At 64.6% G+C, this 23,606-nt stretch carries 23 protein-coding genes; 10 read left to right on the plus strand and 13 right to left on the minus strand.

Translation table 11 applies throughout. The annotated features are described in order from the left end of the window. Window positions 1-27: 27 nt before the first annotated feature. Both SVXhr_RS08040 and SVXhr_RS08045 read left to right on the plus strand, forming a co-directional pair. Entirely contained in the window at window positions 28-567 is a 540-nt protein-coding gene (locus tag SVXhr_RS08040; protein WP_275736699.1) for an ArsR family transcriptional regulator, read from the plus strand. Continuing rightward, the gene (locus SVXhr_RS08045) at window positions 567-1,073 is read left to right on the plus strand and encodes a hypothetical protein (RefSeq protein ID WP_275736700.1); all 507 of its coding nucleotides are present in this window, start codon (window positions 567-569) and stop codon (window positions 1,071-1,073) included. Before SVXhr_RS08040 ends, SVXhr_RS08045 begins: the two co-directional genes overlap by 1 nt. A gap of 56 nt (window positions 1,074-1,129) precedes the next feature. Here SVXhr_RS08045 and SVXhr_RS08050 read toward each other — a convergent pair whose 3' ends face one another. Further along, on the minus strand, window positions 1,130-2,473 hold the full coding sequence (locus SVXhr_RS08050) for an FAD-dependent oxidoreductase (protein ID WP_275736701.1): 1,344 nt from the start codon (window positions 2,471-2,473) through the stop codon (window positions 1,130-1,132). A gap of 139 nt (window positions 2,474-2,612) precedes the next feature. Here SVXhr_RS08050 and SVXhr_RS08055 point away from each other — a divergent pair, with 139 nt between their 5' ends. After that, a complete protein-coding gene (locus SVXhr_RS08055) occupies window positions 2,613-2,825 on the plus strand; it encodes a hypothetical protein (protein WP_275736702.1) in 213 nt (70 codons plus the stop codon). Window positions 2,826-2,908: 83 nt separating this feature from the next. Then, a complete protein-coding gene (locus SVXhr_RS08060; protein WP_275736703.1) occupies window positions 2,909-3,886 on the plus strand; it encodes an oxidoreductase in 978 nt (325 codons plus the stop codon). Window positions 3,887-3,916: 30 nt separating this feature from the next. On the opposite strand, the gene SVXhr_RS08065 is transcribed toward SVXhr_RS08060, so the two are convergent. From SVXhr_RS08065 to SVXhr_RS08080, 4 genes are all read right to left on the minus strand, one after another. Continuing rightward, window positions 3,917-5,068 carry a radical SAM protein gene (locus SVXhr_RS08065; RefSeq protein ID WP_275736704.1) on the minus strand — a complete coding sequence of 384 codons (1,152 nt, stop codon included), beginning with the start codon at window positions 5,066-5,068 and terminating at the stop codon, window positions 3,917-3,919. Between the two features lie 74 nt (window positions 5,069-5,142). Beyond that, window positions 5,143-6,228 (minus strand): ABC transporter permease, encoded by a 1,086-nt coding sequence (locus SVXhr_RS08070; protein ID WP_275736705.1) that lies wholly within the window; start codon window positions 6,226-6,228, stop codon window positions 5,143-5,145. Further along, window positions 6,221-8,077 (minus strand): PrsW family glutamic-type intramembrane protease, encoded by a 1,857-nt coding sequence (locus SVXhr_RS08075; protein ID WP_275736706.1) that lies wholly within the window; start codon window positions 8,075-8,077, stop codon window positions 6,221-6,223. Before SVXhr_RS08075 ends, SVXhr_RS08070 begins: the two co-directional genes overlap by 8 nt. 2 nt (window positions 8,078-8,079) lie before the next feature. Beyond that, on the minus strand, window positions 8,080-9,000 hold the full coding sequence (locus tag SVXhr_RS08080; protein ID WP_275736707.1) for an ABC transporter ATP-binding protein: 921 nt from the start codon (window positions 8,998-9,000) through the stop codon (window positions 8,080-8,082). Between the two features lie 250 nt (window positions 9,001-9,250). Here SVXhr_RS08080 and SVXhr_RS08085 point away from each other — a divergent pair, with 250 nt between their 5' ends. The 5 genes from SVXhr_RS08085 (at window position 9,251) to SVXhr_RS08105 (ending at window position 14,032) form a co-directional block, all read left to right on the plus strand. Then, the gene (locus SVXhr_RS08085) at window positions 9,251-10,021 is read left to right on the plus strand and encodes an SDR family oxidoreductase (protein WP_275736708.1); all 771 of its coding nucleotides are present in this window, start codon (window positions 9,251-9,253) and stop codon (window positions 10,019-10,021) included. 56 nt (window positions 10,022-10,077) lie between these two features. Then, on the plus strand, window positions 10,078-10,791 hold the full coding sequence (locus SVXhr_RS08090) for an SDR family oxidoreductase (RefSeq protein ID WP_275736709.1): 714 nt from the start codon (window positions 10,078-10,080) through the stop codon (window positions 10,789-10,791). Between the two features lie 145 nt (window positions 10,792-10,936). Continuing rightward, window positions 10,937-12,418 (plus strand): sodium-dependent transporter, encoded by a 1,482-nt coding sequence (locus SVXhr_RS08095; protein WP_275736710.1) that lies wholly within the window; start codon window positions 10,937-10,939, stop codon window positions 12,416-12,418. Next, window positions 12,415-12,573 carry a MetS family NSS transporter small subunit gene (locus SVXhr_RS08100; protein ID WP_275736711.1) on the plus strand — a complete coding sequence of 53 codons (159 nt, stop codon included), beginning with the start codon at window positions 12,415-12,417 and terminating at the stop codon, window positions 12,571-12,573. The genes SVXhr_RS08095 and SVXhr_RS08100 overlap by 4 nt, the downstream gene beginning before the upstream one ends. Beyond that, window positions 12,566-14,032: a sodium-dependent transporter gene (locus SVXhr_RS08105; protein WP_275736712.1), complete on the plus strand. Its 1,467-nt coding sequence runs from the start codon at window positions 12,566-12,568 to the stop codon at window positions 14,030-14,032. Before SVXhr_RS08100 ends, SVXhr_RS08105 begins: the two co-directional genes overlap by 8 nt. Before the next feature lie 312 nt (window positions 14,033-14,344). Here SVXhr_RS08105 and SVXhr_RS08110 read toward each other — a convergent pair whose 3' ends face one another. From SVXhr_RS08110 to SVXhr_RS08125, 4 genes are all read right to left on the minus strand, one after another. Further along, on the minus strand, window positions 14,345-14,998 hold the full coding sequence (locus SVXhr_RS08110; RefSeq protein ID WP_275736713.1) for a uracil-DNA glycosylase family protein: 654 nt from the start codon (window positions 14,996-14,998) through the stop codon (window positions 14,345-14,347). Window positions 14,999-15,040: 42 nt separating this feature from the next. Next, on the minus strand, window positions 15,041-16,045 hold the full coding sequence (locus SVXhr_RS08115; RefSeq protein ID WP_275736714.1) for a DUF5784 family protein: 1,005 nt from the start codon (window positions 16,043-16,045) through the stop codon (window positions 15,041-15,043). Between the two features lie 37 nt (window positions 16,046-16,082). Beyond that, complete coding sequence (locus tag SVXhr_RS08120) at window positions 16,083-16,907, minus strand: inositol monophosphatase family protein (RefSeq protein ID WP_275736715.1); 825 nt, start codon at window positions 16,905-16,907, stop codon at window positions 16,083-16,085. Window positions 16,908-17,036: 129 nt separating this feature from the next. Beyond that, entirely contained in the window at window positions 17,037-18,464 is a 1,428-nt protein-coding gene (locus tag SVXhr_RS08125) for a flippase (protein WP_275736716.1), read from the minus strand. Between the two features lie 280 nt (window positions 18,465-18,744). Between SVXhr_RS08125 and SVXhr_RS08130 the strand changes: the two genes are divergently transcribed. After that, window positions 18,745-19,020: a hypothetical protein gene (locus SVXhr_RS08130; protein WP_275736717.1), complete on the plus strand. Its 276-nt coding sequence runs from the start codon at window positions 18,745-18,747 to the stop codon at window positions 19,018-19,020. Between the two features lie 36 nt (window positions 19,021-19,056). Here SVXhr_RS08130 and SVXhr_RS08135 read toward each other — a convergent pair whose 3' ends face one another. The 4 genes from SVXhr_RS08135 to SVXhr_RS08150 all read right to left on the minus strand — a co-directional run bounded on the left by SVXhr_RS08135 (window position 19,057) and on the right by SVXhr_RS08150 (window position 23,604). Then, window positions 19,057-20,013 carry an alpha/beta hydrolase gene (locus SVXhr_RS08135; protein ID WP_275736718.1) on the minus strand — a complete coding sequence of 319 codons (957 nt, stop codon included), beginning with the start codon at window positions 20,011-20,013 and terminating at the stop codon, window positions 19,057-19,059. Window positions 20,014-20,075: 62 nt separating this feature from the next. Further along, the gene (locus tag SVXhr_RS08140) at window positions 20,076-20,900 is read right to left on the minus strand and encodes an ABC transporter permease subunit (RefSeq protein WP_275736719.1); all 825 of its coding nucleotides are present in this window, start codon (window positions 20,898-20,900) and stop codon (window positions 20,076-20,078) included. Continuing rightward, window positions 20,897-21,706, minus strand: a complete 810-nt coding sequence (locus SVXhr_RS08145) for an ABC transporter ATP-binding protein (protein ID WP_275736720.1) — start codon at window positions 21,704-21,706, stop codon at window positions 20,897-20,899. Before SVXhr_RS08145 ends, SVXhr_RS08140 begins: the two co-directional genes overlap by 4 nt. Beyond that, window positions 21,703-23,604 carry a NosD domain-containing protein gene (locus SVXhr_RS08150; RefSeq protein ID WP_275736721.1) on the minus strand — a complete coding sequence of 634 codons (1,902 nt, stop codon included), beginning with the start codon at window positions 23,602-23,604 and terminating at the stop codon, window positions 21,703-21,705. Before SVXhr_RS08150 ends, SVXhr_RS08145 begins: the two co-directional genes overlap by 4 nt. Window positions 23,605-23,606: the final 2 nt, after the last annotated feature.

Below are 23,606 nucleotides of genomic sequence, written 5' to 3' on the forward strand. Positions count from 1 at the left end.
AACGAGCGGCGGCAACCACGCATAGAGATGGGCGAATCGGATCAGCGAACGTGGACGGAGACGCTCAGTGGCCGTGAGCGCGTGCGCCGAGTCGCCGAGACGCTGGAGGGGGCGACACCGGTGGGGGAAATCGCCGACAGGGCGGACGTCTCCCGGGCGACGGCCGACGACGAACTCGAACAGCTGGCGAGCGACGACTGGGTCAGTGAAACGACAGTCGAGGGGACCAAAGCCTACGATCTGAACCCTGTCCGCCTGCTCTTCGACGAGGTGACGGATCTCATCAAGGAGCATTCGCGGGAGGAACTCGAATCACAGCTCGCCGAGTTGACCGAGGAGCGAGAACAGTTAGCGGCGGAGTTCGATGCCGACTCGCTGTCGGAATTTCGGGATCAGCTGGCGGAGGCGGAATTGAGTGCGGCGGAGATACGCGAGCGTCGCAACGTCATCGAGACCTGGGAAGCCATCGAGACGGAACAGCGGCTCGTCAGGCACGCCCTCCAGTTGTACGACGACGTTGTCGAACTGTCTTCACCACGGACTGACGTTCCCTCGACCTTCGCATAATGGTCGTCTTTCTCGCAAACCGAGGGAACCTCCAGAGCAAGCGCCTCCACGACCGCATCCGCAATCGGCTCGACGGCGAACTCACGGACGTGCGACGGCGACGGGCCGAACCGCGAGATGCTGGCCAGTACCGCGTGGTCGGTGAGGTGGATCCCCGACAGTTCCTCGAGAATCCGGACTATCCGGCAACGACGGCACGGATCGAAGTCGGATTTCGCCTTCGGACGGGCGACTCGTCCGAGCACTACTGGTTCAACTGGATCGAACCGGACCGGGACGTACTGGTCGGGTGGCATCAGGACGACACGCACGACGATCTCGGTCCGGTTCACGTTCAGGTGAATGACGGATCGAGGACTGTCGAGCACAGACCGACCCGGTTCATCGACGCGCATCCACTCGACGTTCTCGAACGTCGGTTCGACGCGTTGTCCGATCTCGTCAATGCTGTCGAGTGGGATGATGGACGGCCAGTCGGTTTAGACACCGCCGTCGAGTCGCTGTGACTCTTGAAGAAGTGGTGAGCGTCCACGGATAGCGCGAAACGGTCCCTGAAACAGCTCTATTCGGCCAAGCCACGCGGGAAGTTCCCGATTGTCGCCTCGCGGAAGGCCTCCTCGTCGAAGTCGACGTCGAGCCACTCCGTCAGCTGTTCGGCGTCGCGCATCGCGTTCTTCAGGCACGTCGAGGCCCCGGGCGAGGGCGTGATGTTGAAGATGACGTCGTTTCCGGTGATCTTGGCCTCGCCCATGTCCAGGGACTTCGTCTCCGTGTTGACGATCTGCGGGCGGACACCGCCGTAGCCCTTCGCGCGTTCGATGTCACCTGCCTCGACGGTCGGCACGACCTTCTGGACGTGCGGGAGGAAGGCCCGCTTGCCGACCGCGGGCAGGTCATAGAGCAGGTTCTCGAGGACGTACGGCAACAGCGTCCGATCGGCGAGGATGTTCGCGTAGCTGAGGAACGAGTCCGGCGAGAGTTCGAAAACGTCGAAGAAGTCGGCGACCGTCGAAAGGCGACCCCGCTCCAGTGCGGGCACGACCTTCGCCGTCGGGCCGAACCGGGTCAGTCCCTGATCGTGGACCTCGGCGTCGCCGTGGACCGCCGCGAAGGGGAGTTTCGCCATCTGGAGGGTGTAGACCTTGCCGTTCAGCAGGCCCTCCTCGGCGACGAAGAAACTGCCCGCGACCGGGAGCAAGGACATGTGCTCGCCGTAGCCCATCTCCTTGGCGATCTGGAGGCTGTGGGAGCCGGCGGCGACGACCGCCGCGTCGCTCTGGTACCACCCGCGCTCGGTCTCGACCAGGAACTCGTCGTCGGTTTCGTTGACCGACTCGACTTCCGTGCCCGTGAAGACGTCGACGCCCTCGTCGCCTTCGACTTCACGGACGAAGTCGATCGCGAGTTCGCCGTAGTCGACCGTGTAGCCGTCGGGCGTCTGGAGGGCGAGCATCTCGGTGTCCGGCTCACGCCCCTCGACGACCTTCGGTTCGATTGCTTCGATCTCCTCACGGTCGATCGCGTCGAGTTTCGGGAAGAGATCGCCAAAGCCCTTCTCGTGATAGCGGGCGTCGAGACGGTCGACTTCCTCGTCGCCGACCGCCAGTGCCATCTTGGAGCGCTTTGCGTGCATCTCTCGGTCGGAATCGTTGGCTTCGAGATAGCCAGCGACCATCTCGGCACCCTCCTTTACTTCCTGGGCTTTCTCCAGGGAGTAATTCGTCTCGATGTCCCCGAAGTGCAGCGTCTGGGAGTTGTTCGTGTGGTGGGAGTTGATCGCCGCGATATCAGGCTCCTTCTCGAACAGTGCGACCGACTCGATGTCGGTGAATTTCGAGACCGTATACAGCAACGACGCCCCGCTGATGCCCCCGCCGACGATGACCAGGTCGTATTCGCCTTGCATGGTAGAAGTGTCCACAAAGATGGGTGTCGGACACTTATGTCATCGGGCCGGGGAAGCCACTGCCTCGATAGCCATAGCCCACACTGCCAGCCAGGACCACGACGACAGACACTTCACGGTCATTTCCCTACCACCGGTCATGCCAGAATATCCGGTCATCGTCCGCGAGATCGGCGGCCAGAATCGACTGGGAGTCGAGGAAGCCGACGATCTGGAGGCGGATGTTCGGGAAATCGTCACCGAGGGATACGAACAGATCAACGTCGAGCGGCGGGACGACGGCGAGGTAGTTGGAACAGTGGTGGCGAGTGACGATCGCCAGCGGATCGAAGACGTCCACTGGGACGCCTAATCGAGCCGATTCGCCGGCTTCTCAGCGAATCAGGGTCCGTTTGGGGCGATCCACTTATCGGCCTGACAGCCGTTCACTGCACAATGAGTACCGAGACCGGCGATCGCCATGCGATGGGCGACCAGTCAGGACGGACTGTCGTCGTCACGGGAGCCAACAGCGGAATCGGCTTCGAAGTGACGAAAGCCTTCGCCGAGAGGGGTGCTGACGTGGTCATGGCGTGTCGAAGTCTCGATCGCGGGAATGCGGCCCGGCAGGAGATACGGAACGAAGCCGAGGTCGACGACGCAGCACTCGCGGTCATGGAACTCGATCTGGCCGACCTCGATTCGGTGCGATCGTTCGCGGAGGGCGTCCGATCGACGTATTCGGATCTCCACGTCCTGTGTAACAACGCCGGCGTGATGGCGATTCCGCGGAGTGAGACCGCAGACGGCTTCGAGACCCAATTCGGCGTCAATCACCTCGGTCACTTCGCGCTCACGGGTCTCCTTCTCGACCGGCTTCGGGACACCGAAAGTGAGACGCGGATCGTTACCCAGAGCAGCGGCCTTCACGAGCGAGGGGAGATCGATTTCGATGACCTCCACGGCAAGAACTCCTACGACCGGTTCGACGCCTACGCCCAGTCGAAACTCGCGAACGTGCTGTTCGCCTACGAACTCGATAGACGGCTTCAGGCGGCCGACGCGGACGTCACGAGCGTCGCCTGCCACCCCGGTTTCGCCGCGACGAACCTCCAGCGACGGGGGCCCGAACAGTCGGGTTCACGGCTTCGACTATGGATGATGAAAATTGCCAACGCCGTCTTCGCCCAGTCCGCCGCCACGGGCGCACTCCCGATGCTCATGGCCGGGACCGATCCTGCCGTCGACGGCGGAGAATACGTCGGGCCGGGCGGCTTGCTGAACATGCGCGGTACCCCGGAGATGCAACGATCCAGTGACCGGTCCTACGATGAGGAACTCGCCAGGGAACTCTGGGACGTCTCGGTCGATCTCACTGGGGTGGGCTATGACCTGCCGGATCCCCGCCAAACGGATGCTGCTGGCGCGGACTGATCGCAACGGGAGTGTCTCACCCAGCGGCTTTCAGACGGTGTCTCCCACCTGCCCGACCCACGGACACAGCGGGTCGCTCGCGAGCGGATTTCCGGTAACGGCGTGGGCGCGGGATCGCGAACCGCCACAGAGATCCAGATACTCACACTCCCCACAGGAACCGACGAACTGGTCAGTATCGCGGAGTCGCTCGAACAGATCGGCGTTGCGGTAGATGTCCACGAGGCTCCGGTCCGTGACGTTCCCACCGCTCTGCGGGAGAAAGCCTGACGGGTAGACCTCACCCTCGTAGCTGACGAACACGAAGCCCTTCCCAGCCCGCGTCGAACCGACGCGGACGCCATCGCCGGACTCCCGACGTTCGAGTTCGTCGGCAACCCGCCGGTAATGTGGCGCTTCGACAGTGATAACGCGATACGGGGCCTCCCGACCGCGGCGGTAGAGCCACTCCATCACCTCGACAGTCCGATCGGGATCGAGCTGGGCGAGTTCCTCGCCGCGGCCGATGGGGACGAGGAAGAACACTTCCCACATAGCGGCGTCAAACGCTTCGACCATGTCGGCGATCGCGGGCAGATCCTCGACGGTGTTCGCGGTGACGGTCGTGTTGATCTGGATCTCCATCCCTGCCTCGCGAGCCTGGCGGGCGGCCTGCTCGACGCGGGCAAACGAGCCGTCCTCGCCGCGGAACTCGTCGTGGGCGTCGGCGGTGGCCCCGTCCAGTGAGAGCGCGATCCGCTCGACGCCGGCGTCGGCGAGTTTGCCGATCACGCTCTCTGTCAGGTTTGCCGTCGGCGCGGGCGTCACAGCCGTCGTGATGTCACGGTCGGCTGCGTGATCGAGCAGTTCGAAGAGGTCCGGCCGCTCCAGGGGATCGCCGCCGGAGAACACGAGAATCGGCTGTGGGCTGGCGAAGTCAGCGATCGAGTCGATGAAGTCTTTCCCGTCCGCCGTCGAGAGCTCCGCCGGGTCGCGTTCCGGTTGTGCTTCCGCCCGGCAGTGATCACATTCGAGTTCGCAGGCCTGGGTCACCTCCCAGGTGACGATCAGCGGGCGCTCGTCGTAGTTCCGGGTCCCGGGATGACCGCCAGGGTGGCCCGGATTCGACGCTCCGGGAGGGCCGCCGTGACCCCGGCTCGATGCCGACGGCGGGTCGTCACCATGTGGATGCTCCTCGGTCATTCGTCTCGGTGGAGTGTCGTCCCAGATCGTCAAAAGTCCATGGTCGATTCCCACCGGTCAGGACCGCTCCAGGATCAATATCGTTCGGGATCGATCCGCGTCACATAGCGGCGCATCGCGGCGTACCCGACGACGGCACTCAACGTTACACCAGCGACGGTCGCGATCGTCACCGTCGTCGCGCTGCCGACAGCGAGTTTCGCCGCGACAGTAGCCAGGTGCTCGGGCAACAGGGCGAGCGCGCCGAAGGCACCCAACACTAGCACCGAGTACAGTAGCTGTGCCTGCTGGCGTTTCCCGGTCAGCAGCCCCAGGACGATCCCGAAGACGACGACCAGGACTGCGGTGGCTGCCACCAGAAGTACCAGTGCCGGGACGTTCCGGATCGCGATGCCGTTGGCACCGAGCAACACGATCCAGAGGATCGCCTGAAGTGGTGCCAGGATCGCCATCCCCAGGGCTTTCCCGTCGACGATATCCACGAGAGAGACCGGCGCGACGCGCAGGAGTTCGAGCGTCCCGCGTTCGATCTCCTCGGTGATCGCGTCGACGGCGATCGACCCGCTGATGAACGGAGGCAAGAACAGCAGGAGCGGCACGAGCACGGTGTAGGTGAACCCGAAGTACGGACTCGAACTCGTCTCCGCCGGAAGCGTGACGGGCGGCGCATCGAGGAAGTCACTTCGGTCGATCCGCTCGGTCCGTTCGAGCTCTTCGAGGACCGACCGAAGCTGGACGACGACCAGCGTCGACTCGATGCTCCCCTCGGGGACAGTTGCCGTCACCCGTATCTCTCCCCCGACAGTCTCGGCGTGTACTAGCCCCCGGACGGTCCGAGCCTGGAACCCTGCCATCGCCTCGGCCCGGTCGGCGTACGGCGTGACCTCGACCCCGTCGACGGCCGCCGCGGCGTCTTCGAGTTCGGCCGTCGCGTCACCTGAAACGCCGATATCGATCCCGCTTGCCTCGACGGACCCGGGATCGTACAACGAGGTCAGGCCCACGACGAGGAACGACGAGAACGCGGCGATGAACAACTGGATGACCAGCGCGAGGATGATCGTCTTCTCCCGGGAGAGCGAGGCCACGTCCCGCTTTGCGATGGTCAATCGGCTATCGCCGAGGAACGAGTCGCTCGATCCGGATTCTTGGTCAGGCAAGGAACGTCACCACCGTGAGGTTGTAGGCCAGGTGAATGACGATCGCGGCCAGGAGTCCGACAGCGTATCCACGTCGGCTCCGGGCCGCCCCGATGGCCGAGGTCGTCGCCGTAACCGCGTGCAGCGCGAGCGGCGCGAGCAGGAGTCCAACGGCCAACAACGGTGAGACGCCGTACTCCGCACCGCCGGTGACGAACGCGGCCTGCTGGACGGCCGGCAGGTCGGTCCCGAGCAACTGGACGATGAGGCCGAGTTTCTCCGCGAGGAAAAAGCCGAGTCCAGATAGCGACCCGACGATGACCGCGTTGAGGATCGTCCGTTCATACTTCCGGTGGACGAACCCGGCGTAGAGGTGGAGACTCTTGGCGACCTCCTCGATGACGGCGACGGCGACCAGCACGAAGACCACCGCAAGTTCAGGTGCGCCGAGCCAGATCGGATAGGCCATCGCGACCGCGACCAATTCGATCACGAGGACGAACGGCAACAGGATGATCGAGAGTTTCGCCGCGCTCGTCCGGCGCTTGATCCGGCCGGACAGTGAATCAAGCACTTTCAGCGGGACCGGCCGCTGGGTGAACATGTCCTCCTCGCGGTACAGCCCCGCGCCGAGGCCGAACAGCACGGCCGCCGTCAAAAGCGGCGGGAGCGTCGAGAAGACGAACTCCATGAGTCCGACCGCCTGACCCTGGATATCCCGGACGACGATCGTCAGCGGCGAGATGAGCGCGATCGGCGTCACGTCGGTGAAGATCGCCGGGACGAACGCATAACTGGTGAGGCCGACGGTGATCGTGACCGTCAGGAAGGTAAGCTCCTTGAACGACCGGGCGAACATCCCCGCGAGAAACGTCGCCCCGAGGAAGAGGAGCACCAGCGGTATCACCGCCAGAACGGAGATGACCCCGTTTGCCCCGTCGGTCGCAAAGACGACGAGCCCGGCAGTGATGAGTACCTCGAAGGCCATCGCCCCGAGGAAATACGGCAGCGTCTTCCCGGCGATGATATCCCCGCGAGTGACCGGCGAGACCAGCATGAGTTCGCCGCGGCGTTTGAGTCGTTCACTGAGAATCGAACTCCCGTAGGCCTGAATGATGAAATTCAGCGGGAGGACGAAGACGAACGCCAGCACGAGCGAGCCAAACGGGAAGGGGGGCGCGATGTCCGACGGCGACCCGGTCGTGCTCCCGCCACCGAGGCTGCCAGCCAATCCCCCGAGGCCGCCGGCCAATCCACCCCCACCACTGCCCGTAGTGTCACCGTCAGTTCCACCGGTACCACCGCCGGTATCGCCATCGCCGGCTCCAGGGGCGTCTCCGGATGCATTGCTGTTGCCACCGGTGTCGTCTCCGCCGGACGCTCCTCCGTCGCTGGCTCCGTCGTCAGTGCCTGTAGAATCAAGCGGTCGCCGCTCGACGGAGGTCAGCGTCACTGAGACTGGGTAGGCTGCGGTCTGGTTATCGTCCTGGTCCATCAGCCAGTCGTTGTACGCCTGAACCGAACTCCGCAGTTCCGTCAGTGCAGCGCTCCCCTTCGGCGAGTCGGTGGGTGTGACCACGGTTCCGTCGATCAGTAGGTCGACTCGGCCACTCGAAATGCCGTCCCGAGTCGGCGGCTTGACGGCGAACGTCGGGTCTCGCTCAACCACGTCGTGGTAGGGGCTGGACTCGTCGACGCCGACGCGGTACAGTCCGGCGTCGAGCGCGACGCCCTGGCTGGCAATGAGTGGCGCAAGCGCGCCGAGGACGACGAGCGCACCGATCGTGACAGCCGCCGTCCGGCGGTCGATCCCGCCGGCGTTCTTCGTGACTTCCCACCAGCCGATCCGGAGGACCTTTCTGAGACGCACGTTCACTCCCCCGGTTCGACGGCACCCGTGCCCGTCGTCCCGGTCGCGGCCGCACGGGCGGGTTCGTCGGCGACGTTCAGGAACACCTCTTCGAGACTCGCCTCCTCGGTCCGGATATCGACAACCTCGCCATCACGGTCGGCGGCCGCGGATCGGGTTTCCTCGACCTCGTCCATCGTGGCGACGCTGCGAACGTACCGTCCGTTCTTTGCTTCACTGCCGGGCAGTTCGACGGTCGTGTAGACGTGATAGGTCGTTTTGCCGTGCTCCTCCCGGAGGGTTTCGAGTGGTCCCCGGGCGACGATCGAGCCCTCGTTCATGATCGCGACCCGATCACAGATGCTCTCGACGTGAAAGAGATTGTGGGCGCTGAAGACGATCGTCTTGCCCGCCTCGGCGAGTTCGGTCGTGAACTCGATGATGAAGTTCGTCGTCAGCGGATCAAGACCGCTCGCGGGTTCGTCGTAGATCAACACGTCGGGATCGTTGATCAGCGACCGGGCGATCGCGACCTTCCGTTTCATGCCCTTGGACATGTCTCCCAGCGGCCGATCGCGGTGCTGGAGATCCAGTCTGTCGAGGGTGTCGTGGATACGCGTGATCGCCTGGTTCTCGGGAACGTCGTAGAGGTCAGCGAAAAAGGAAAGGTACGAAATCGGCGTCATTTCCTCGTACAGCGGCGACTCCTCGGGGAGAAAGCCCAATCGCCGTCGCATCGCCGAATCGTCGGCAGCGAGGCCGGCGATCCTGACGTCGCCTGCAGTCGGTTCGATCAGGCCGGCGAGCATCTTCAGCGTCGTCGTCTTGCCCGCGCCGTTGGGGCCGATGATGCCGAACACCTCGCCGCGGTCGACCGAAAAGGTACTCCCCTCGACGGCCGCGAAGCCGCCGTACTCCTTGCGGAGATCGTCTACCTCGATCATTGACCGTTCTTGCGGTCGGACGAACCTATATGTTGGCTCCAGTCATCAGATTCGATATTGGGACAGGCCCGACGGCCGAACGCGGGCCGTCACCGAGCGAGGATCGGCCCGCGAGTGATCTCAGAACATTGGAAAGGAAACTACCAGTAACATTCTCTGGAACCGACAGCGTGGAGTACTATTCGACGATCCTCAGCCTTTGAGGCCATGGTAAACCCAGATATACGGGAGAGGCGTGTATGATAACGTCATGACAAAATATGACTTCGATGGCCGCGTCGCGGCCGTCACGGGCGGAGCTTCCGGAATCGGCCGAGAGACAGCGATTCAGTTCGCCGAAAACGGAGCCGCGGTCGTGATCGGGGATGTCGACGACGAGAAAGGTGGGGCCGTCGTTGCCGACATCGAGGACGCCGGCGGCGAGGCCGTCTACGTTCGGACGGACGTGACGGAGATGGACGAGGTCGAGGCGATGGTCGAGACCGCTGTCGAGGAGTTCGGCCGGATCGACTACGCGGTCAACAACGCGGGTATCGGCGGTGACCAGGTGCCGGCGGGCGATGTCGAGGAAGACGGCTGGGAGCAAGTCGTCGACATCAACCTCAACGGCGTCTGGCGCTCGCTGAAAGCCGAACTTGCGGAGATGACCGACCAGGACGACGGCGGCGTCGTGATCAACATGGCGTCGGTCCTCGGGAAAGTCGGCTTCGAGAACTCCGCGGCGTACGTCTCGGCCAAACACGGGGTGCTCGGGCTTACAAAAACTGCAGCCTGGGAGTACGCCGAGGACGGCATCCGTGTCAACGCAGTCTGTCCCGGGTTCATCGAGACCCAGATGCTGGACGACGCCGGCATCACCACCAACGATGACGTCCGCGAGTGGATCGCCGGGATGCACTCTGAAGGGCGTCTCGGACAGCCCGATGAGATCGCTGACGCGGTCATGTGGCTGTGTTCCGACGGGGCTTCGTTCACCAACGGCGAGGCACTCACCGTCGACAGCGGCTTCACCGCTCGATAACAGTAACTTGATTCGGCGGGGCAGTTTTTATCGGTGTGACGCGCTAACGTGACACGATGTCAGTCCAGTTTGATTTCAGCGATTACGTGGTACTGGTGACCGGTGCTGGCGGCGCGCTCGGGAGTGCCACAGTCGAAGCGTTTCTCGATGCGGGCGCGACAGTGTGTGCCGCCGACGTGATCGGCCCGGACGACGAGGGATACCCCCTCGATCCCGACCAGGATCGACTCCGGACATACCAGGCCGATTTCACCGACGAAGCGGCCGTACAGGCCGCCGTCGAGGACATCGTCGCCGAACACGGTCGGTTGGACACCCTCGTCACCGTGGCGGGCACCTGGCAGGGCGGCGATCCCGTCGAGGAGACGAGTACTGAGACGTTCGATCTTCTCGCTGATGTGAACGTCCGGACGGCGTTTCTCGCTGCCAAGCACGTCCTTCCCCACCTTCAGACGACCGGCGGGTCGATCGTGACGGTCTCCTCGACGTCGTCGCTTCAGGGTGGTTCCGGGGACGGGCTCTACCGTGCCTCGAAGGCCGCCGTTCGATTGCTAACTGAATCCATCGCTGCCGAGAACGAAGGGACGGTCAGGGCGAATACCGTCATGCCCGACGTGATCGACACGCCGGCTAACCGGGAGATGATGCCCGACGCCGACCACGACGTGTGGGTCGACCCCGCGGATATCGCCGACGTGATTCGGTTCCTGTGTAGCGAGGTGGCGTCGCCGATCACGGGCGGCGCGATTCCGCTCGATCACTCGGGGTGATTCCCGCCACGACTGTCAGCTGTCGTGCGTTCCGAACGGCTGTGCATTCCATCCACGTATACGCTCCGAAAAATAGACGCCTGTCCGAACGGACCCGGCAAATATCGACGACTTAATTGGGACGGGTACGGAAGGGACGTGGCGTATGAGTGTCGACGAAACAGAGGGAGGATCGTGGTCGACCCGGATCGGGTTCATCCTCGCGGCAGTGGGATCGGCAATCGGACTCGGGAACATCTGGCGGTTCCCGTACCAAGTCCACGCCAACGGCGGCGGCGCCTTCTTGATCCCGTATTTCGCCGCGTTGCTCCTGGCGGGCATACCGGTGCTCCTTGTGGAGATCTGGCTCGGCAGTGAGACGGGACTGACGACGCCGCTCGCGATCCGCGAGAAGTTCAAAGAGAGCGAGTTCCTCGGGTGGTGGGCCGTCCTGAACGGCTTCATCGTCAACGCCTACTACGTCGTCATCCTGGGATGGTCGGCGGCGTTCATCGTGTTCTCGATCACGCATGGCTTTGATCTCGCCACCGGGGATTTCTTCACCAACTTCAAGTCCTTCCTCACGTCGTGGTATCCGGTCGCCGGCGTGATCGCGATCTGGGCGGTGAATTACGTGATCCTGCAGTTGGGCATCGAGGACGGCCTCGAACGGGCGAACAAACTGTTCGTCCCGTTCATCTGGGTGCTCGTCATCCTGCTCGCGGTTCGGGGGATGCTGCTGCCCAGCGGCCTCGAAGGTCTGGAGTTCTATCTGACGCCTGACTTCGGGGCGTTGACTGATCCGGGTATCTGGATCAGTGCGTTCGGACAGATCTACTTCACACTCAGCGTCGCATTGGGGATTATGATCACCTATTCGTCCTACCAACCGGAGGGCCAGGACATCACCAACAACGCCTTCATCATCGCCTTCGCGAACTCCGGCTTTGCATTCCTGGCTGGCTTTGCGATCTTCCCGTATCTGCTCGCGGCGGACGCTGGGGCGACCGACAGCATCGGTCTCGCCTTCGTCGTGCTCCCGCAAGCGTTCCAGACGATTCCGTTTACACCGATCGTCGGCGCGATATTCTTCCTCTTGCTGACGCTTGCGGGACTCTCCTCGTCGCTCTCACTCGCGGAGGCCCAGGTCGGCCCGCTCCGGCAAAAACTCGGATTCGGCCGCGCGACAACTGTCAACGCCGTGGCGCTGGCGGGCGTCGCCCTGAGTCTCGTGATCGCCCTCGAAGGACCGCTCGGGTTGCTCGGCAGTGGGGAAGCGGTCGGCGATTCGCTGCAGTTGCTCTCGATGTTCGATACCTCGAGTGCGACCTACACGCTGCCGATGATCGCGCTGGGCGAGACACTCATCTTCGGGTGGGTCTACGGCGTCGGTGCGTTCGACGGCGGCCAGCGGATCGCCACTGCCGCCAATGCTGTCAGCGACTTCTCGATTCCACCGCGGCTGTACGCGGCCGTCCTCCAGATCGTCGTCCCGACGGCACTGGGCTATACGATCCTCTCCCAGATCGTCGTGGATGGCAAAACCGGCCTGATTGCGCCGCTGGTGATTATTTTCTCCGCGGCGATATCCTCTTATGTCACCCAACGGGCGGACACCGTCGCCGCGAACGGAGGTGATGGTGCATGACGGCGATCGATCCGGGGGCGCTCGCGATGGCCATCTTCGGCTTCGTGTTCCTGTTTGGCGGCCTCGCCGTGACGCTGTGGATAGCCCTTCAGTCGGGTGGATATGGCGACGACGAATCGATGGATGGCGACAAAGCGACAGCGGACGATGAGTGATCGCGACGCCTGGACGACCCGGATCGGGTTCATCCTCGCGGCCGTCGGATCAGCTGTCGGACTGGGGAACGTCTGGCGGTTCCCCTGGATGACCGCCGAGAACGGCGGGAGTGCGTTCCTGGGCGTCTATCTCGTGATCGTGTTCGCGATCGCACTCCCGGGTTTGATCGGCGAGTTCGTCATCGGCCGACGCGGGGAGCGCAATCCCGTCGGGACGTTCGAACGACTCCAGTCGTCGTCGTGGCGACCCATCGGCTGGATCGCAGTGTTCACGTCGCTGATCGTCCTGACGTTCTACAGCGTCGCCGGTGGATGGGTGCTCCGGTACGTCTTCGACAGCCTGGGTGGCGACCTTCTTTTAAAAGGCATCGGCCTCGCCGAGACCACCGCCTTCGGCGCGCCGAGCGCGCACTTCGGGGCGATATCGTCCGGTCCTGCCGCCCTGGTCGCGCATCTCGTCTTCATCAGCTTCACCGGCGGAATCGTCTATTTCGGCATCGCCGACGGCATCGAACGCGCGACGAAGGTGATGGTGCCGGCGATCGTCGCCCTGTTGGTCGGCCTCGCCGTGTGGGCGTTCACCCTGGACGGGGCTGGCGCTGGCCTGTCGTATTACCTCTCGCCGGATTTTGACTACCTCGCAAACAACTTCGTGTCCGTCGTCGAGGCCGCAACGGGACAGGCCCTGTTCACCCTCTCGGTGGGCGCGGGTGTCATGTTGACCTACGCCTCCTATCTCGACGAGGATCGGTCGCTGTTCGTCGACGGCGGGTCGATCGCCGTGCTCAACACCGCGATCGGCGTCCTCGCTGGCTTCGTCGTCTTCCCGATCATCTACTCCTTCGGGTCGATCGAAGCGGGGACGGGTGGCCCGGGCGTGATCTTCGTCAGCCTCGCACAGGCGTTCAGTCAGTTGCCCTTCGGGCGAGCGCTCGGGGCGATCTTCTATCTCATACTCGCGATGGCGGCGCTGTCGAGTGCGATCTCTATCATGGAGGTGCTCGTCGCGTACCTCGTCGACGAACACGCGATCGAGCGCGAACGGGCGACGGTCGGCATCACGCTGTTGTTCGCGTCAACCGGCACGGTGTGTGCGCTCAGAAGTGACGTGTTCGCGCTGTTCGCCGACAATCTCGCGAACCTCGGTCTCGCGAGCGGCCTGCTGGCGTTCCTGCTGTTTGCGGTGTGGATCCTGCGCGAGGAGGCGACCGAGGAACTCCGCCTCGGCGGCGGGGCAGTCACCGACGCGCTCGCGCGCCCCTGGGCCGTGTTGATCGCCACGGTGCTCCCGATCTTCCTGGCGTTCTCTATTTTCAGCGGCCTGCCAGCCGCGCTGACGACGCTCGGAGAGGTACTCGGCGGCGTTCCCGCATGGGGCTATCTCGCCGGCGCGATCGTCGTGATCGGCCTCGCCCACGCGCTCGTCTTCCGGTCCGAGATCGCAGCGATCGCCGAGTGATCGGTCCCGAAACCTCTCACGCTTGGACAGTCCCGCCGCCGGCATTCTGCTCGTACTCGGGGGACTCTTGTTGCTATCGATCGTGAGGATCTGCCACACTCAGGACGGACGCAAAGAGGTGACGAAGGGATCGGTGAACTCGGCTGGATCGGTGACCGGTATCTGGAAATCGGCGGCGAGTCGGTCGTCGTCACACTCGGCGTTTCGCTGGTGCTTGGCATCGACCGGTACGTCCAGATCCTGCGGGGAGACTTCGCCAAATTCCGTGGGGACCTGGGCTGAATCGCGGCGGTCGTCCCACCGAGTCGTGGCTCATCGGACGTAATACGCCCCGCCGCCACCGGCGAGTCGACCCAGATCGGCCTCTCGTCGATAATCCTGCTGCTGGAGTTCACGGAGTGCGTCTGCGAGTTTCTGCCCGTCGTCTTCGTCCCACGTGTCCGGATCGGCGATGGGCATGACGAGCCACCCGCTGCCGACGATCTCTGTGGCGTGTAGCGCCGCCATGTCGATGTCGTGGCTCGGTTCCGTCGTCATGTTCTCGAAAACCCACCTGGTCGCACGCTCGCCGACCGGCAGGAGAACGTGGGCCGCGATCGCACGGACTTCGGCCTCGAGGAACGTCTCCTCGCGAGTGTACTCGTCGTCGCTCGGTGCTCGCTCGGGCACACTCGGGTGAAGGTACGAGAGATACGTCGAATCGACCGTCGGTGGCGTCCCTGCCTTCCGAAGCAATCCGCCCCGAACCAGCGCGTCCTGCAGGCGGTCCGCGCCAGCTGTTTCCGTGAACGGCACGCTGGTCGTGACGCCGCCGTGAATCCCTGGATGGTCGCCGATCACCTGGAAGTCCGCCTCGACGTCACCGTATCCGGGGACGAATCGCTCACCGTCAGGATCGAAACCGAATGGATTGAACGCCGCGTCCGAAACGTAAGTCACGTCGTCCACTCGGCACCTGGGTTGCATGAATCTCTCGATCACGGACGATCGAGGATACCTCGGCCCCGCTTACGCCAATTCGACGTCATCCGGGAGGTCGATCGGCACGGACCCGAGCGTGTAGGCTTCGGTGTTGCCACCGGGCCGCACGCGAAAGACGACAGCCGGCCGGTGACCGATCTCGGGCTGTTCGTCGAGGATTCGAGCCCATTCGCCGTCATCGAACGACGAGCAGTCGACGAACAGCGTCACCCCACCGCCGTGATCGGCGAGTTGCCCACCGGTCTTGGTCGCGACAGTCTCCTTGATCGCGGCGACGGCCGACCCGGCCGAACGTTTCGAGGGGGGAAGCGGGCGCGTCACTTCGACGAGTCGGCCCGTCTGTTCGTCGCCATCGACCCGGAAGTCGATCGAGTGGCCCGAGGACACCTCGTTTTCGGGGGCGAGATCGTAGCCCGCCTCGTCTAAGAGTTTCGCGACGGTAAACTCACTCATCGTCGCGCTCATCCGCGTCAGGTTGAGCGTCTCCGCGGTCCCGAGTTTCGCGGCCATCTCGTAGCGATCCGGGAAGACGCCGCCCTCCAGTAACTCCTCGTAATAGGACAGCGCCGTCTCACGGTCGCAGTCCGGAAACCCCGCGGCGTGGTCCCTGAAGAACTCCCTTGAGGTGTGTCGGCCGTCCTTCGAGAGCAACACCGGCAGGAAAAACCACGAGAGCGTCGGATACTCGGCGAGCCAGGGGGCTTCCTCGTGGAGTTGTGCGAGCAGTTCGCGTTCGGCCCACTCGGCCACGGCGTCGGGCACCTCCTCGAACGTGTACTTCTCGGTCTGCCAGAGCGCCCGCGGCGTCTCGGTGTTGCCCATCCAGTAGGCGACGTCGTCGCTCCAGGTGAACAGCGCCACGTCGCCGTTGTCCATGTCGAACCGGCGGGCGTCGTACCCCTCGGGCTGGCGGAACCACGGTCGGCCCATCGTCGCACCGATGGCCTGGTTCAGCGACTGATAGAGGGCGGATCGAACGCGGTCGGCGGTCCAGCGCTCGTTCGAACGCCGGAATCGAAGCGGCTTCGCCACGGAAACGGATAGTCCAGTGACTGATTTACGTGTTTGGTTACCGCCGGTCACCAACGACCTGGTCAATCAGGGTTTCGAGGGCGCCCTGAATCGACCCGTTCGAGGCGATCACCTGGCGGGTGCCATCCTCCAGCGCCCGATCCCGAACCCCGCCGCCGGCCTCTCGGAGGATGACTTCGCCCGCAGCGACGTCCCAGTCGTTGATCGACAGCACGACGTAGCCGTCGGCGCTCCCATCCGCGATCTGGCACATGTTGAGTGCGGAGCTCCCGGGCCGTCGAACCATGCTCTCGCGTTCGAGGAGGGATGTCGCGACCGCGAGGTCCGACGCGAGCCAGGCCCGACTCCGCTCGCTCAACCGGGCGAACACCATGCTACCGGCCAGCGTGTCGTGTTCGGAGACGGCGATCGGCTCGCCGTCGAGCGTGTGGTCGTCGCTCCGGTAGGCCCCCTCACCAGCGGCGGCGTACCACGTCCGGCCGAGCGCAGTGTCAGGCGAGTGGACGACGCCGACGACGCCCCCACCGTCGATGCGAAGGGCGACCGAGACACAGTAATACGGATACCCGGTGGCGAAGTTCGACGTGCCGTCGATCGGATCGACGATCCACTCCCGGCCTTCGCCGGTGACACCGATCTCGTTTTCCTCGCCGACGACGCGGTCGTCCGGGAAGGCCTCGGCAATGATGTCGGTGACTCGCTGTTCGCACTCGCGGTCGACGGCGGTGACGAGGTCGTTCCCGCTGCTCTTGGATTCGGTATCCTTGGAGTCACGGAAGTCAGTGCCAGCGTGTTCAGCGGCGATCGATCCGGCCTCGCGGGCCGCCCGGAGGGCGACCTGGAGTTCCTCGGAAGCGTCCATGTCCCCGGTTGCGTCCGGGGTGGGTTAGCCTTGACGTTCCAACTGAGTGGCGTCGTCGTGCTGTCAAGCTCCAATCCGTCGTACCGGCGTACGGTGAATTGCATGGGACATCACCGTCTCCAAGCCCCCTCACTCGGCGACGCCACGGGCCAGCGACTGCATCTCGCCGACGAACTTCCGGCGCATCGAGGGGTTTGCCAGGGTGAGGAGTCCGTAGACGACGACACCCACCACCAGGATACCGAGCAACCGCGGCAAGGTGTCGATCGGGATGACGACACCGATGGCGTGAATGGCCCCGGCCATCACGGCGGCCGCACCGGTCAGCCATCCGATCTCGAGCCACGGGAAGTCGATCGTCACGAACCGCGAGAGGAAGTACGCGTGCAGGACGGTGTTGAGGACGAACGACGAGGCCGTCGCGACCGCCGCGCCGGCGATGCCGAACTCCAGGATGAGCACGACGTTCAGGACGAGGTTGACGGTGATGGAAGCGACCGTCGCGTAGGCGGCCAGGTCCGGCCGGTCGACCGCCTGCAGGGACCGACCGAGGATCGTATGCACCGACTGGAGGAGCTTTTCGCCCATCAGGATGATCAACACGACCCATGCGACGGCGTACTCCGGCCCGAAGACCAGTCCCAGGATCTCCTTCGCGTAGACCAGCGTGATGAAAAACGAGGGGATCACCAGCGCCATCGAGGGCGTGATCGTCTTCCGGATCATGTCCTCGATCCGGTCGTAGGCCTCCTCGGCGTCCCAGCGGCTAGCCTGGGGGAACAGCGTCGTCGCGATCGAGCGGCTCAACAGCATCACGACCAGCGTCACCCGCCAGGCGATCTCGTAGGCCCCGACGTCGGCCTGGGTCATCAGCAGACCGATGATCGCGACGTCCATCCAGGAGTAGAAGTACCAGCCGACCCGCGAGATCACGCCCCACCGGCCGTACTCGAACAGCGACTTGGCGTGCTCGAGCGAGACGGTCCCGAGCGGGATCGACACCCGATACCAGCCCCAGACCAGCATGACGCTCAACCCGGCGAGCAGGCCGTAGATCAATGCCTCGACGCCCATGCCCTGGCTGACGAGCAGTCCGCTGACGCCGAACCAGACGACCCACCGGGTCACCCGGAGGATCGCCGTCTCGCCGACCCGAAGTTCGCCCCGGAGGACGATGGTCGACAGTCGGGAAACGTCCTGGATCACGATGGCGATGGCGAGGAAGACCGCAAACTCCGCGCCGATGTAGCCGTTGATAGCGTCCTGGAAGACGAGGATGAGCCCTACCACCAGCGCCATCGGGACGAGTTTGACGGCCAGCGCACTCGTGAGATACGTGCTCTGCTCGCTGCCCTCGCTGATGCGCTTCTCGATGGCTCCACGGAAGCCAAAGTCCGCCGGGATGGCGATCATGCCAAGCAGTGCCTGAAACAGGAAGAACATCCCCATCTCCGAGGCCCCGAGCGCCCGCGCGAACACCGCGATCCCGAGAAACCGGATCGTGGTCCGGCCGACGTTGCTCGCAAACAGCTTGAGACTAGAGCGTGTGAAGTCCATCGCTACACCCCCCGTCGGTGTCGCGGGCCGGCCCCTGTCAGCGACCGCGACGGTATGGAACGACCACCGTGCCACCAACCGATTCGCTTCCCCCACGCAGCCGTCCCCTGTTTCACGGGCGATACCTCCGCGACCCGTCGCTACGCGTAGACAACAGCATAAAAAATCGTCACCCTCACGCCTTCCTATATCTTTCGAGATACAGAAGTGACAACGGGTCCGATAAAGGGGGCAGCGATCGGACCGACACCTTCGACAGGCTGGCGTCCAAACACGACATATGACAGCGACGGAGCAGACGGATGGCGACATCACCGCCACCTACGAGGAAACGGAATCCGAACGCGTACTCGTCTTCGAGCGCCGTGGAAAAACGGCCGCTATCGCCCAGAACCGAGAAGGCTATGCGATGTTGAAGGTCCGACCGACAGCCGAGGGTGACGAACTCGAACGCTACTACGGGTTCGACATGGCGTTGGATCACGCTGGGGAGCTACTGGACGTTTCCCCGGCACAACTGCCGGTTCCCGAAGCGGCCGAAGACATGGGGATGTAGCAGGTACGTGCTTCCAGGAAAGACGCCACAGCCCCCTCAGGTGGTCGAAACAGCCGTCGAGGGGGCCTCGTCGATATCGTCGGCGACGACCCCGACGAACGCGGCGGGATGTTCGACGTGTGGGAGGAGCTTCGCGTCGTCGAAGACCACCAGGCGGGAGTCGGTCTTCTTTGCCAGCGCACGGCCGGCGGAGACGGGCGTGATATCGGCGTCCCGTCCCCAGACGAGTGTCACCGGGGCGTCGACCGCAGCGAGTGTTTCCGCCAGCGACGCATCCGGATCGAGGTAGCCGCTGACGAACGACGCCGGGGCGTAGCGTGCGCCGGGCTGGTGGGCCGTCTTCCACTGGTATTCGAGGGTCTCGTCCGTCAGGTTGTCCATGTTCGCGTAGCCGTGATCGCGGTGGAAATATTTGATCCCCGGTTTGCTGACCAGCAGATTGAACAGGCCGGTACCCACCAGCGGCGCGCGGAACACCGTCCGGAGCCACGACCGGGGTGAGTCGCTCATCGTCGAGTCAGTCGGGGCGATCAACACGAGCGAATCGACATCCGTTTCGGCCGCGGCGCTGGCGGCGTAGCCACCGGACAGCGACGACGCGACGATCCGCGGTTCCTCGACGAGACTTCGAATGGCGTCCCGCAGGAACGTCTCGTACAGCGACGACGAGTACAGCAGCGGTGGGCGATCCGACCGGCCAAAGCCGGGGAGATCAGGGGCAATGACGTGGTACTCCCGGGAGAGGGATTCGAACACGTTAGCGAACTCGCGGCTGGAGGAAGCCGCCGAGATGCCATGGACCAGCAGGACATCAGGATTGTCAGGATCGCCAGCCTCGGTGTAGGTAATGTCGAAGCCGCGCCAGCGGTAGGTTCCGTCGGCCCCGACCAGTGGCGGTTCGAGGTCGCCGGCACGGGCCATGAGAACGCGATTGACGCCAGCGATCACGCCGGCAGTGCCGACAGCCGTCGTGAGGAGGTTCCGGAGCTTCATACCAATACTCACGGGCGTACCCGGCATATAGGTGATGCTCCGGGGAGTCGCTCGCGGTCGGACTACCGCGAGTTCGTTCGGAACGCCGACCGGACCGCGACGGCAAGCGCGCCGCCCGTCCAGACGACTAGCCCGGCGAGTGCAGCCGGCGGATCGACGCCCCCGGCGATCGTGTCGCCAGCCACTGGTCCAATGGCGACTTCGAGGACGAGTCCGCGATAGGCCGAGAGCGGACTCACAGCGGCGAGCGTCGACAATGCCTCCCCGGGAACGAAGCCGCCCGCGAGACCGGCAACGAACCCGAGATCCAGGCCGACGACCAGTACCAGAACGCCGCCGATGGCCAGCGTGATCGCATTGCGGGTCGTCCGGGCGATCGCCGAGACGGCGATGGCGACCGCAAGCGCCACCGGCACGAAGATCGCGGTCAATACGACCGTCCGCAGGTAGACCAGCGGGGAATCGGCGGTCGCGTGGGTCGCCAGGACGGAAATGGACTCCGCACGGAACACACCCACGGATCCCCCGGCGATCAGCAGGGGAACGAGAACGACCGGCAGAACCGTCGCCAGCCGACCCAGGAACACGCCGAGGACGTACGATCGAGCCGACAGCGGATACGTGCGAACGATGGCGAGTTCACCCCGGACGCGATCGTCGAGGATCGACCGGTAGCCGACCGCGAAGGCCACCACGGGCACCAGCACTTCAAGCGGTGTGAGCAGCGATAGCGACAGCGAGAGATAGCCACTGCCCCGAGTCGTCCAGGCGATGGCGAAGATCACGAACGCATAGCCCGCACCAACCGCGAGGAGCGCTCGACTCCGGACAGTCGCGTCGAAAGCGCGCTGGGCCACTGCGATCGTCCGGGTCCAGGATTCGTTCATCCGCGATCACCCGTCCCGGCCCGGACGCCGATGGCGTCCTCGCGGTCGATCAGAGCGTCGATGGCGGCCCCGAGCGATTCAGCAGCCGTTGCGGACTGGATCTCCGACGGCGACCCTCCGGCGACGAACTCGCCGTCGTCGAGGACACGGATGGCGTCGGCGATTCGCGCGGCCGCGTCGAGATCGTGGGTCGCCATGAGCACGGCCGCCCCATCGGCGGCGAGATCAGCGATCACGTCGGCGATGTGTCGACGAAGTTGGGGGTCGAGACCACTGGCCGGCTCGTCGAGCACCACAACCGGTGGCGAGCCGACGGTCGCCTGTGCCAGCCCGAGGAGCCGAACCATCCCGCCCGAGAGATGCTCGACCCGGCGGTCGGCAACGGCTTCGAGCCCCACTTGCTTGAGGATCGAAGACTCGTCGACATCCATCACCACGAGGGAACCGTAGAATTCGATCGTCTCGGCGACCGTGAAGCGGGGGCGAAACGCCGGGCGCTGGGGGAGATACCCGACCTCGCGTGGGGCATCGGTTCGTCTGGTAACTGTCCCGTCATCCGGCGTTCGGAGGCCAGCCGCGATCGAAAGGAGCGTCGACTTCCCCGAGCCATTCGGCCCGAGCAGACACGTCACCGAGCCGGGCTGGACGTCGAGTGATACCCCGTCGAGGACGGAGACATCCCCAAACGCCTGCTGAATTCCCTGGAGCGTCAGGACGGCTTCCTTCCCGTCATGCGAGTCCGGTTCGCCATCAGTCGACTCGGCATTACTGGACTGTCCGGCAGCCCCGGAACCACTATCGCTCACGGCAGCACCCCCTCATTGGCAGCCGACCCGTTCCGTGCCGCCGCGATTTTGTCGGGGTTGATCGGCTCGATCCGCGGCTCGTCGTCGATCACGTTCGCGGACCGGAGACCTGGGACAGCGGCCTGGAAGCGACGAAGCACCGCGACGGCGGGCGAAGTCGCGAGCGTCGCCGCTCCCTCGGACGTCCCCACGGCGCTGTCGACTGGCCCTGTCGGTCGAAATGCCCGGTCGAACCGGCCGTCAGCGTCGGCATCACGGCCCGGAAGAGGCCCCCAGTAGTTGCCTGTCCACACCCGAACCGGGCCGCGTCCGGTGTCGACGTATCGATCGTTGTCGATCACGTCGTTGCCCGTCACGCGGTTGGTCGGGACGATCGTCCCCGTTCGAAGGCCCACCTCATTGTCGAGCAAGACGTTATATTCGACGGTCGATCGCTGGGCACCGAGATCCATGCCGTAGCGATTAGCCACGAGCGTGTTGTTGGCTACGAGCGAGACGCTCCCGCCCACCGAAATGCCCACGTCACTCGCCGAAACCCGATTGTCGAGGATCGCGTTCGATCGCGGTCGCGTCATGACGACGACGCCGATGTCCGCGTCCCGGACAGTGTTGTTCGCCACCACCGTCCCGGACGTGTACATCTCGTGGACACCAAAGCGCATCCCGGTCATGCGGTTGTTTCGGACGACGAGTCCGTCGGCGTGGTGGGTGTAGACGGCGTCCCGGCCGCCGGTGAACGTGCTGTTTTGGACCACGATCCGGGAGTCCATCGCGAGGACGCCCATGAACCCGTCCTGCCAGTGGGTTGTCCCGTCGATCGCGATGTCCTCGACGACCACGCCGTCGCTGTCCCGAACGATTGCGCCGCTTGCCGGCGTCTCGATGGCGACATTCGACAGCAGCGAGCGGTTCGCCCCGTCGAAGACGACCGCGGCGTCGCCGTAGCCGTAGGTCGTCCGAACACCCTCGTCCCAGTCGCCGGCGGTCCCGGACGCGTTGGCTGGCGTGCCCGTGTTCGCCCCACCCACACCGGTGATCGACAGTCCGGCGAGGCTGACGTTCGGTTCGGTTACCCGAAACACCGTCCCGTTGTCGCCGACGACGCGCGTCCGTTCGCCCGCTCCCCGGATCGTGATCGGCTTCTCGACGGTGACGTTCCCGTCGTAGATTCCAGGCGGCAGTCGGATCGTGGTGTTCGGCGGCGCGGCGTCGATCGCTCCGGCGAGCGTCGGGACATCCTGGCCGACCGTGACTGCGACTGGCCGATCCAGCAGTGGCCGACGGTGCGTGACGGTCCGGTCGGCCCAGGCCGCGCGATCTGTCGACGCGTTGCGGAGCCACGACGACCGCGGTTCGTCCTCGCGCGGGTGGAGGTCCTCCCAGTCCCGAACACTGCCCCCGTAACGCTCGGCGAAGTCCCCGGCGTCGGTCCCATCGCTGAACGGGACGATCGCCGGACCGCCAGGGGTCCGCGCGGGAGTCTCGACGACAAATGACGCCTCGCTGGCTCGCGTCCACCCGACTGCGGGATCGGACGCGACGGTGAGATAATCGTCGTCAGTGAGTCGGGGATCGGCACCCGAGTAGTCACTGACGTAGATGGCCACGGGACGCCCGAACTGCCGGGTCGTGGCCTCGCGGGACAGCGCCGAAACTGCCGAGTCAACGCCATAATAGCCGACGATGTACTGATACTGGGAGTAAAACACCTCGACCCGAGGGATCTCAGTGCCCGCGGCGCGGGCCTGCTGGACGTCGACGCCCGTCAGGCCGGTCGTGAGCGTGTCCGAGAACGGCACCGGCTGTGCGCTCGCGCTCGCACCGGGATCGGCCGCGAACGCGAGGCTCGCCCCGCCGATCACGACCCCGAGCACGGCGAGGACGAGCGTGACGCGCATCG

Origin of the sequence: Halorhabdus sp. SVX81 (assembly GCF_029207715.1) — an archaeon.
In the GTDB taxonomy this organism is placed as follows: domain Archaea; phylum Halobacteriota; class Halobacteria; order Halobacteriales; family Haloarculaceae; genus Halorhabdus.

Bases quoted from the DNA above. Each gene is read 5' to 3' on its own strand.
- SVXhr_RS08055 (WP_275736702.1), top strand. From the start codon at position 2,613: ATGCCAGAATATCCGGTCATCGTCCGCGAGATCGGCGGCCAGAATCGA.
- SVXhr_RS08085 (WP_275736708.1), top strand. From the start codon at position 9,251: ATGACAAAATATGACTTCGATGGCCGCGTCGCGGCCGTCACGGGCGGA.
- SVXhr_RS08110 (WP_275736713.1), bottom strand. From the start codon at position 14,998: ATGCAACCCAGGTGCCGAGTGGACGACGTGACTTACGTTTCGGACGCG.
- SVXhr_RS08090 (WP_275736709.1), top strand. From the start codon at position 10,078: ATGTCAGTCCAGTTTGATTTCAGCGATTACGTGGTACTGGTGACCGGT.
- SVXhr_RS08140 (WP_275736719.1), bottom strand. From the start codon at position 20,900: ATGAACGAATCCTGGACCCGGACGATCGCAGTGGCCCAGCGCGCTTTC.
- SVXhr_RS08040 (WP_275736699.1), top strand. From the start codon at position 28: ATGGGCGAATCGGATCAGCGAACGTGGACGGAGACGCTCAGTGGCCGT.
- SVXhr_RS08130 (WP_275736717.1), top strand. From the start codon at position 18,745: ATGACAGCGACGGAGCAGACGGATGGCGACATCACCGCCACCTACGAG.
- SVXhr_RS08135 (WP_275736718.1), bottom strand. From the start codon at position 20,013: ATGAAGCTCCGGAACCTCCTCACGACGGCTGTCGGCACTGCCGGCGTG.
- SVXhr_RS08125 (WP_275736716.1), bottom strand. From the start codon at position 18,464: ATGGACTTCACACGCTCTAGTCTCAAGCTGTTTGCGAGCAACGTCGGC.
- SVXhr_RS08060 (WP_275736703.1), top strand. From the start codon at position 2,909: ATGAGTACCGAGACCGGCGATCGCCATGCGATGGGCGACCAGTCAGGA.
- SVXhr_RS08065 (WP_275736704.1), bottom strand. From the start codon at position 5,068: ATGACCGAGGAGCATCCACATGGTGACGACCCGCCGTCGGCATCGAGC.
- SVXhr_RS08120 (WP_275736715.1), bottom strand. From the start codon at position 16,907: ATGGACGCTTCCGAGGAACTCCAGGTCGCCCTCCGGGCGGCCCGCGAG.
- SVXhr_RS08045 (WP_275736700.1), top strand. From the start codon at position 567: ATGGTCGTCTTTCTCGCAAACCGAGGGAACCTCCAGAGCAAGCGCCTC.
- SVXhr_RS08105 (WP_275736712.1), top strand. From the start codon at position 12,566: ATGAGTGATCGCGACGCCTGGACGACCCGGATCGGGTTCATCCTCGCG.
- SVXhr_RS08100 (WP_275736711.1), top strand. From the start codon at position 12,415: ATGACGGCGATCGATCCGGGGGCGCTCGCGATGGCCATCTTCGGCTTC.
- SVXhr_RS08150 (WP_275736721.1), bottom strand. From the start codon at position 23,604: ATGCGCGTCACGCTCGTCCTCGCCGTGCTCGGGGTCGTGATCGGCGGG.
- SVXhr_RS08080 (WP_275736707.1), bottom strand. From the start codon at position 9,000: ATGATCGAGGTAGACGATCTCCGCAAGGAGTACGGCGGCTTCGCGGCC.
- SVXhr_RS08050 (WP_275736701.1), bottom strand. From the start codon at position 2,473: ATGCAAGGCGAATACGACCTGGTCATCGTCGGCGGGGGCATCAGCGGG.
- SVXhr_RS08095 (WP_275736710.1), top strand. From the start codon at position 10,937: ATGAGTGTCGACGAAACAGAGGGAGGATCGTGGTCGACCCGGATCGGG.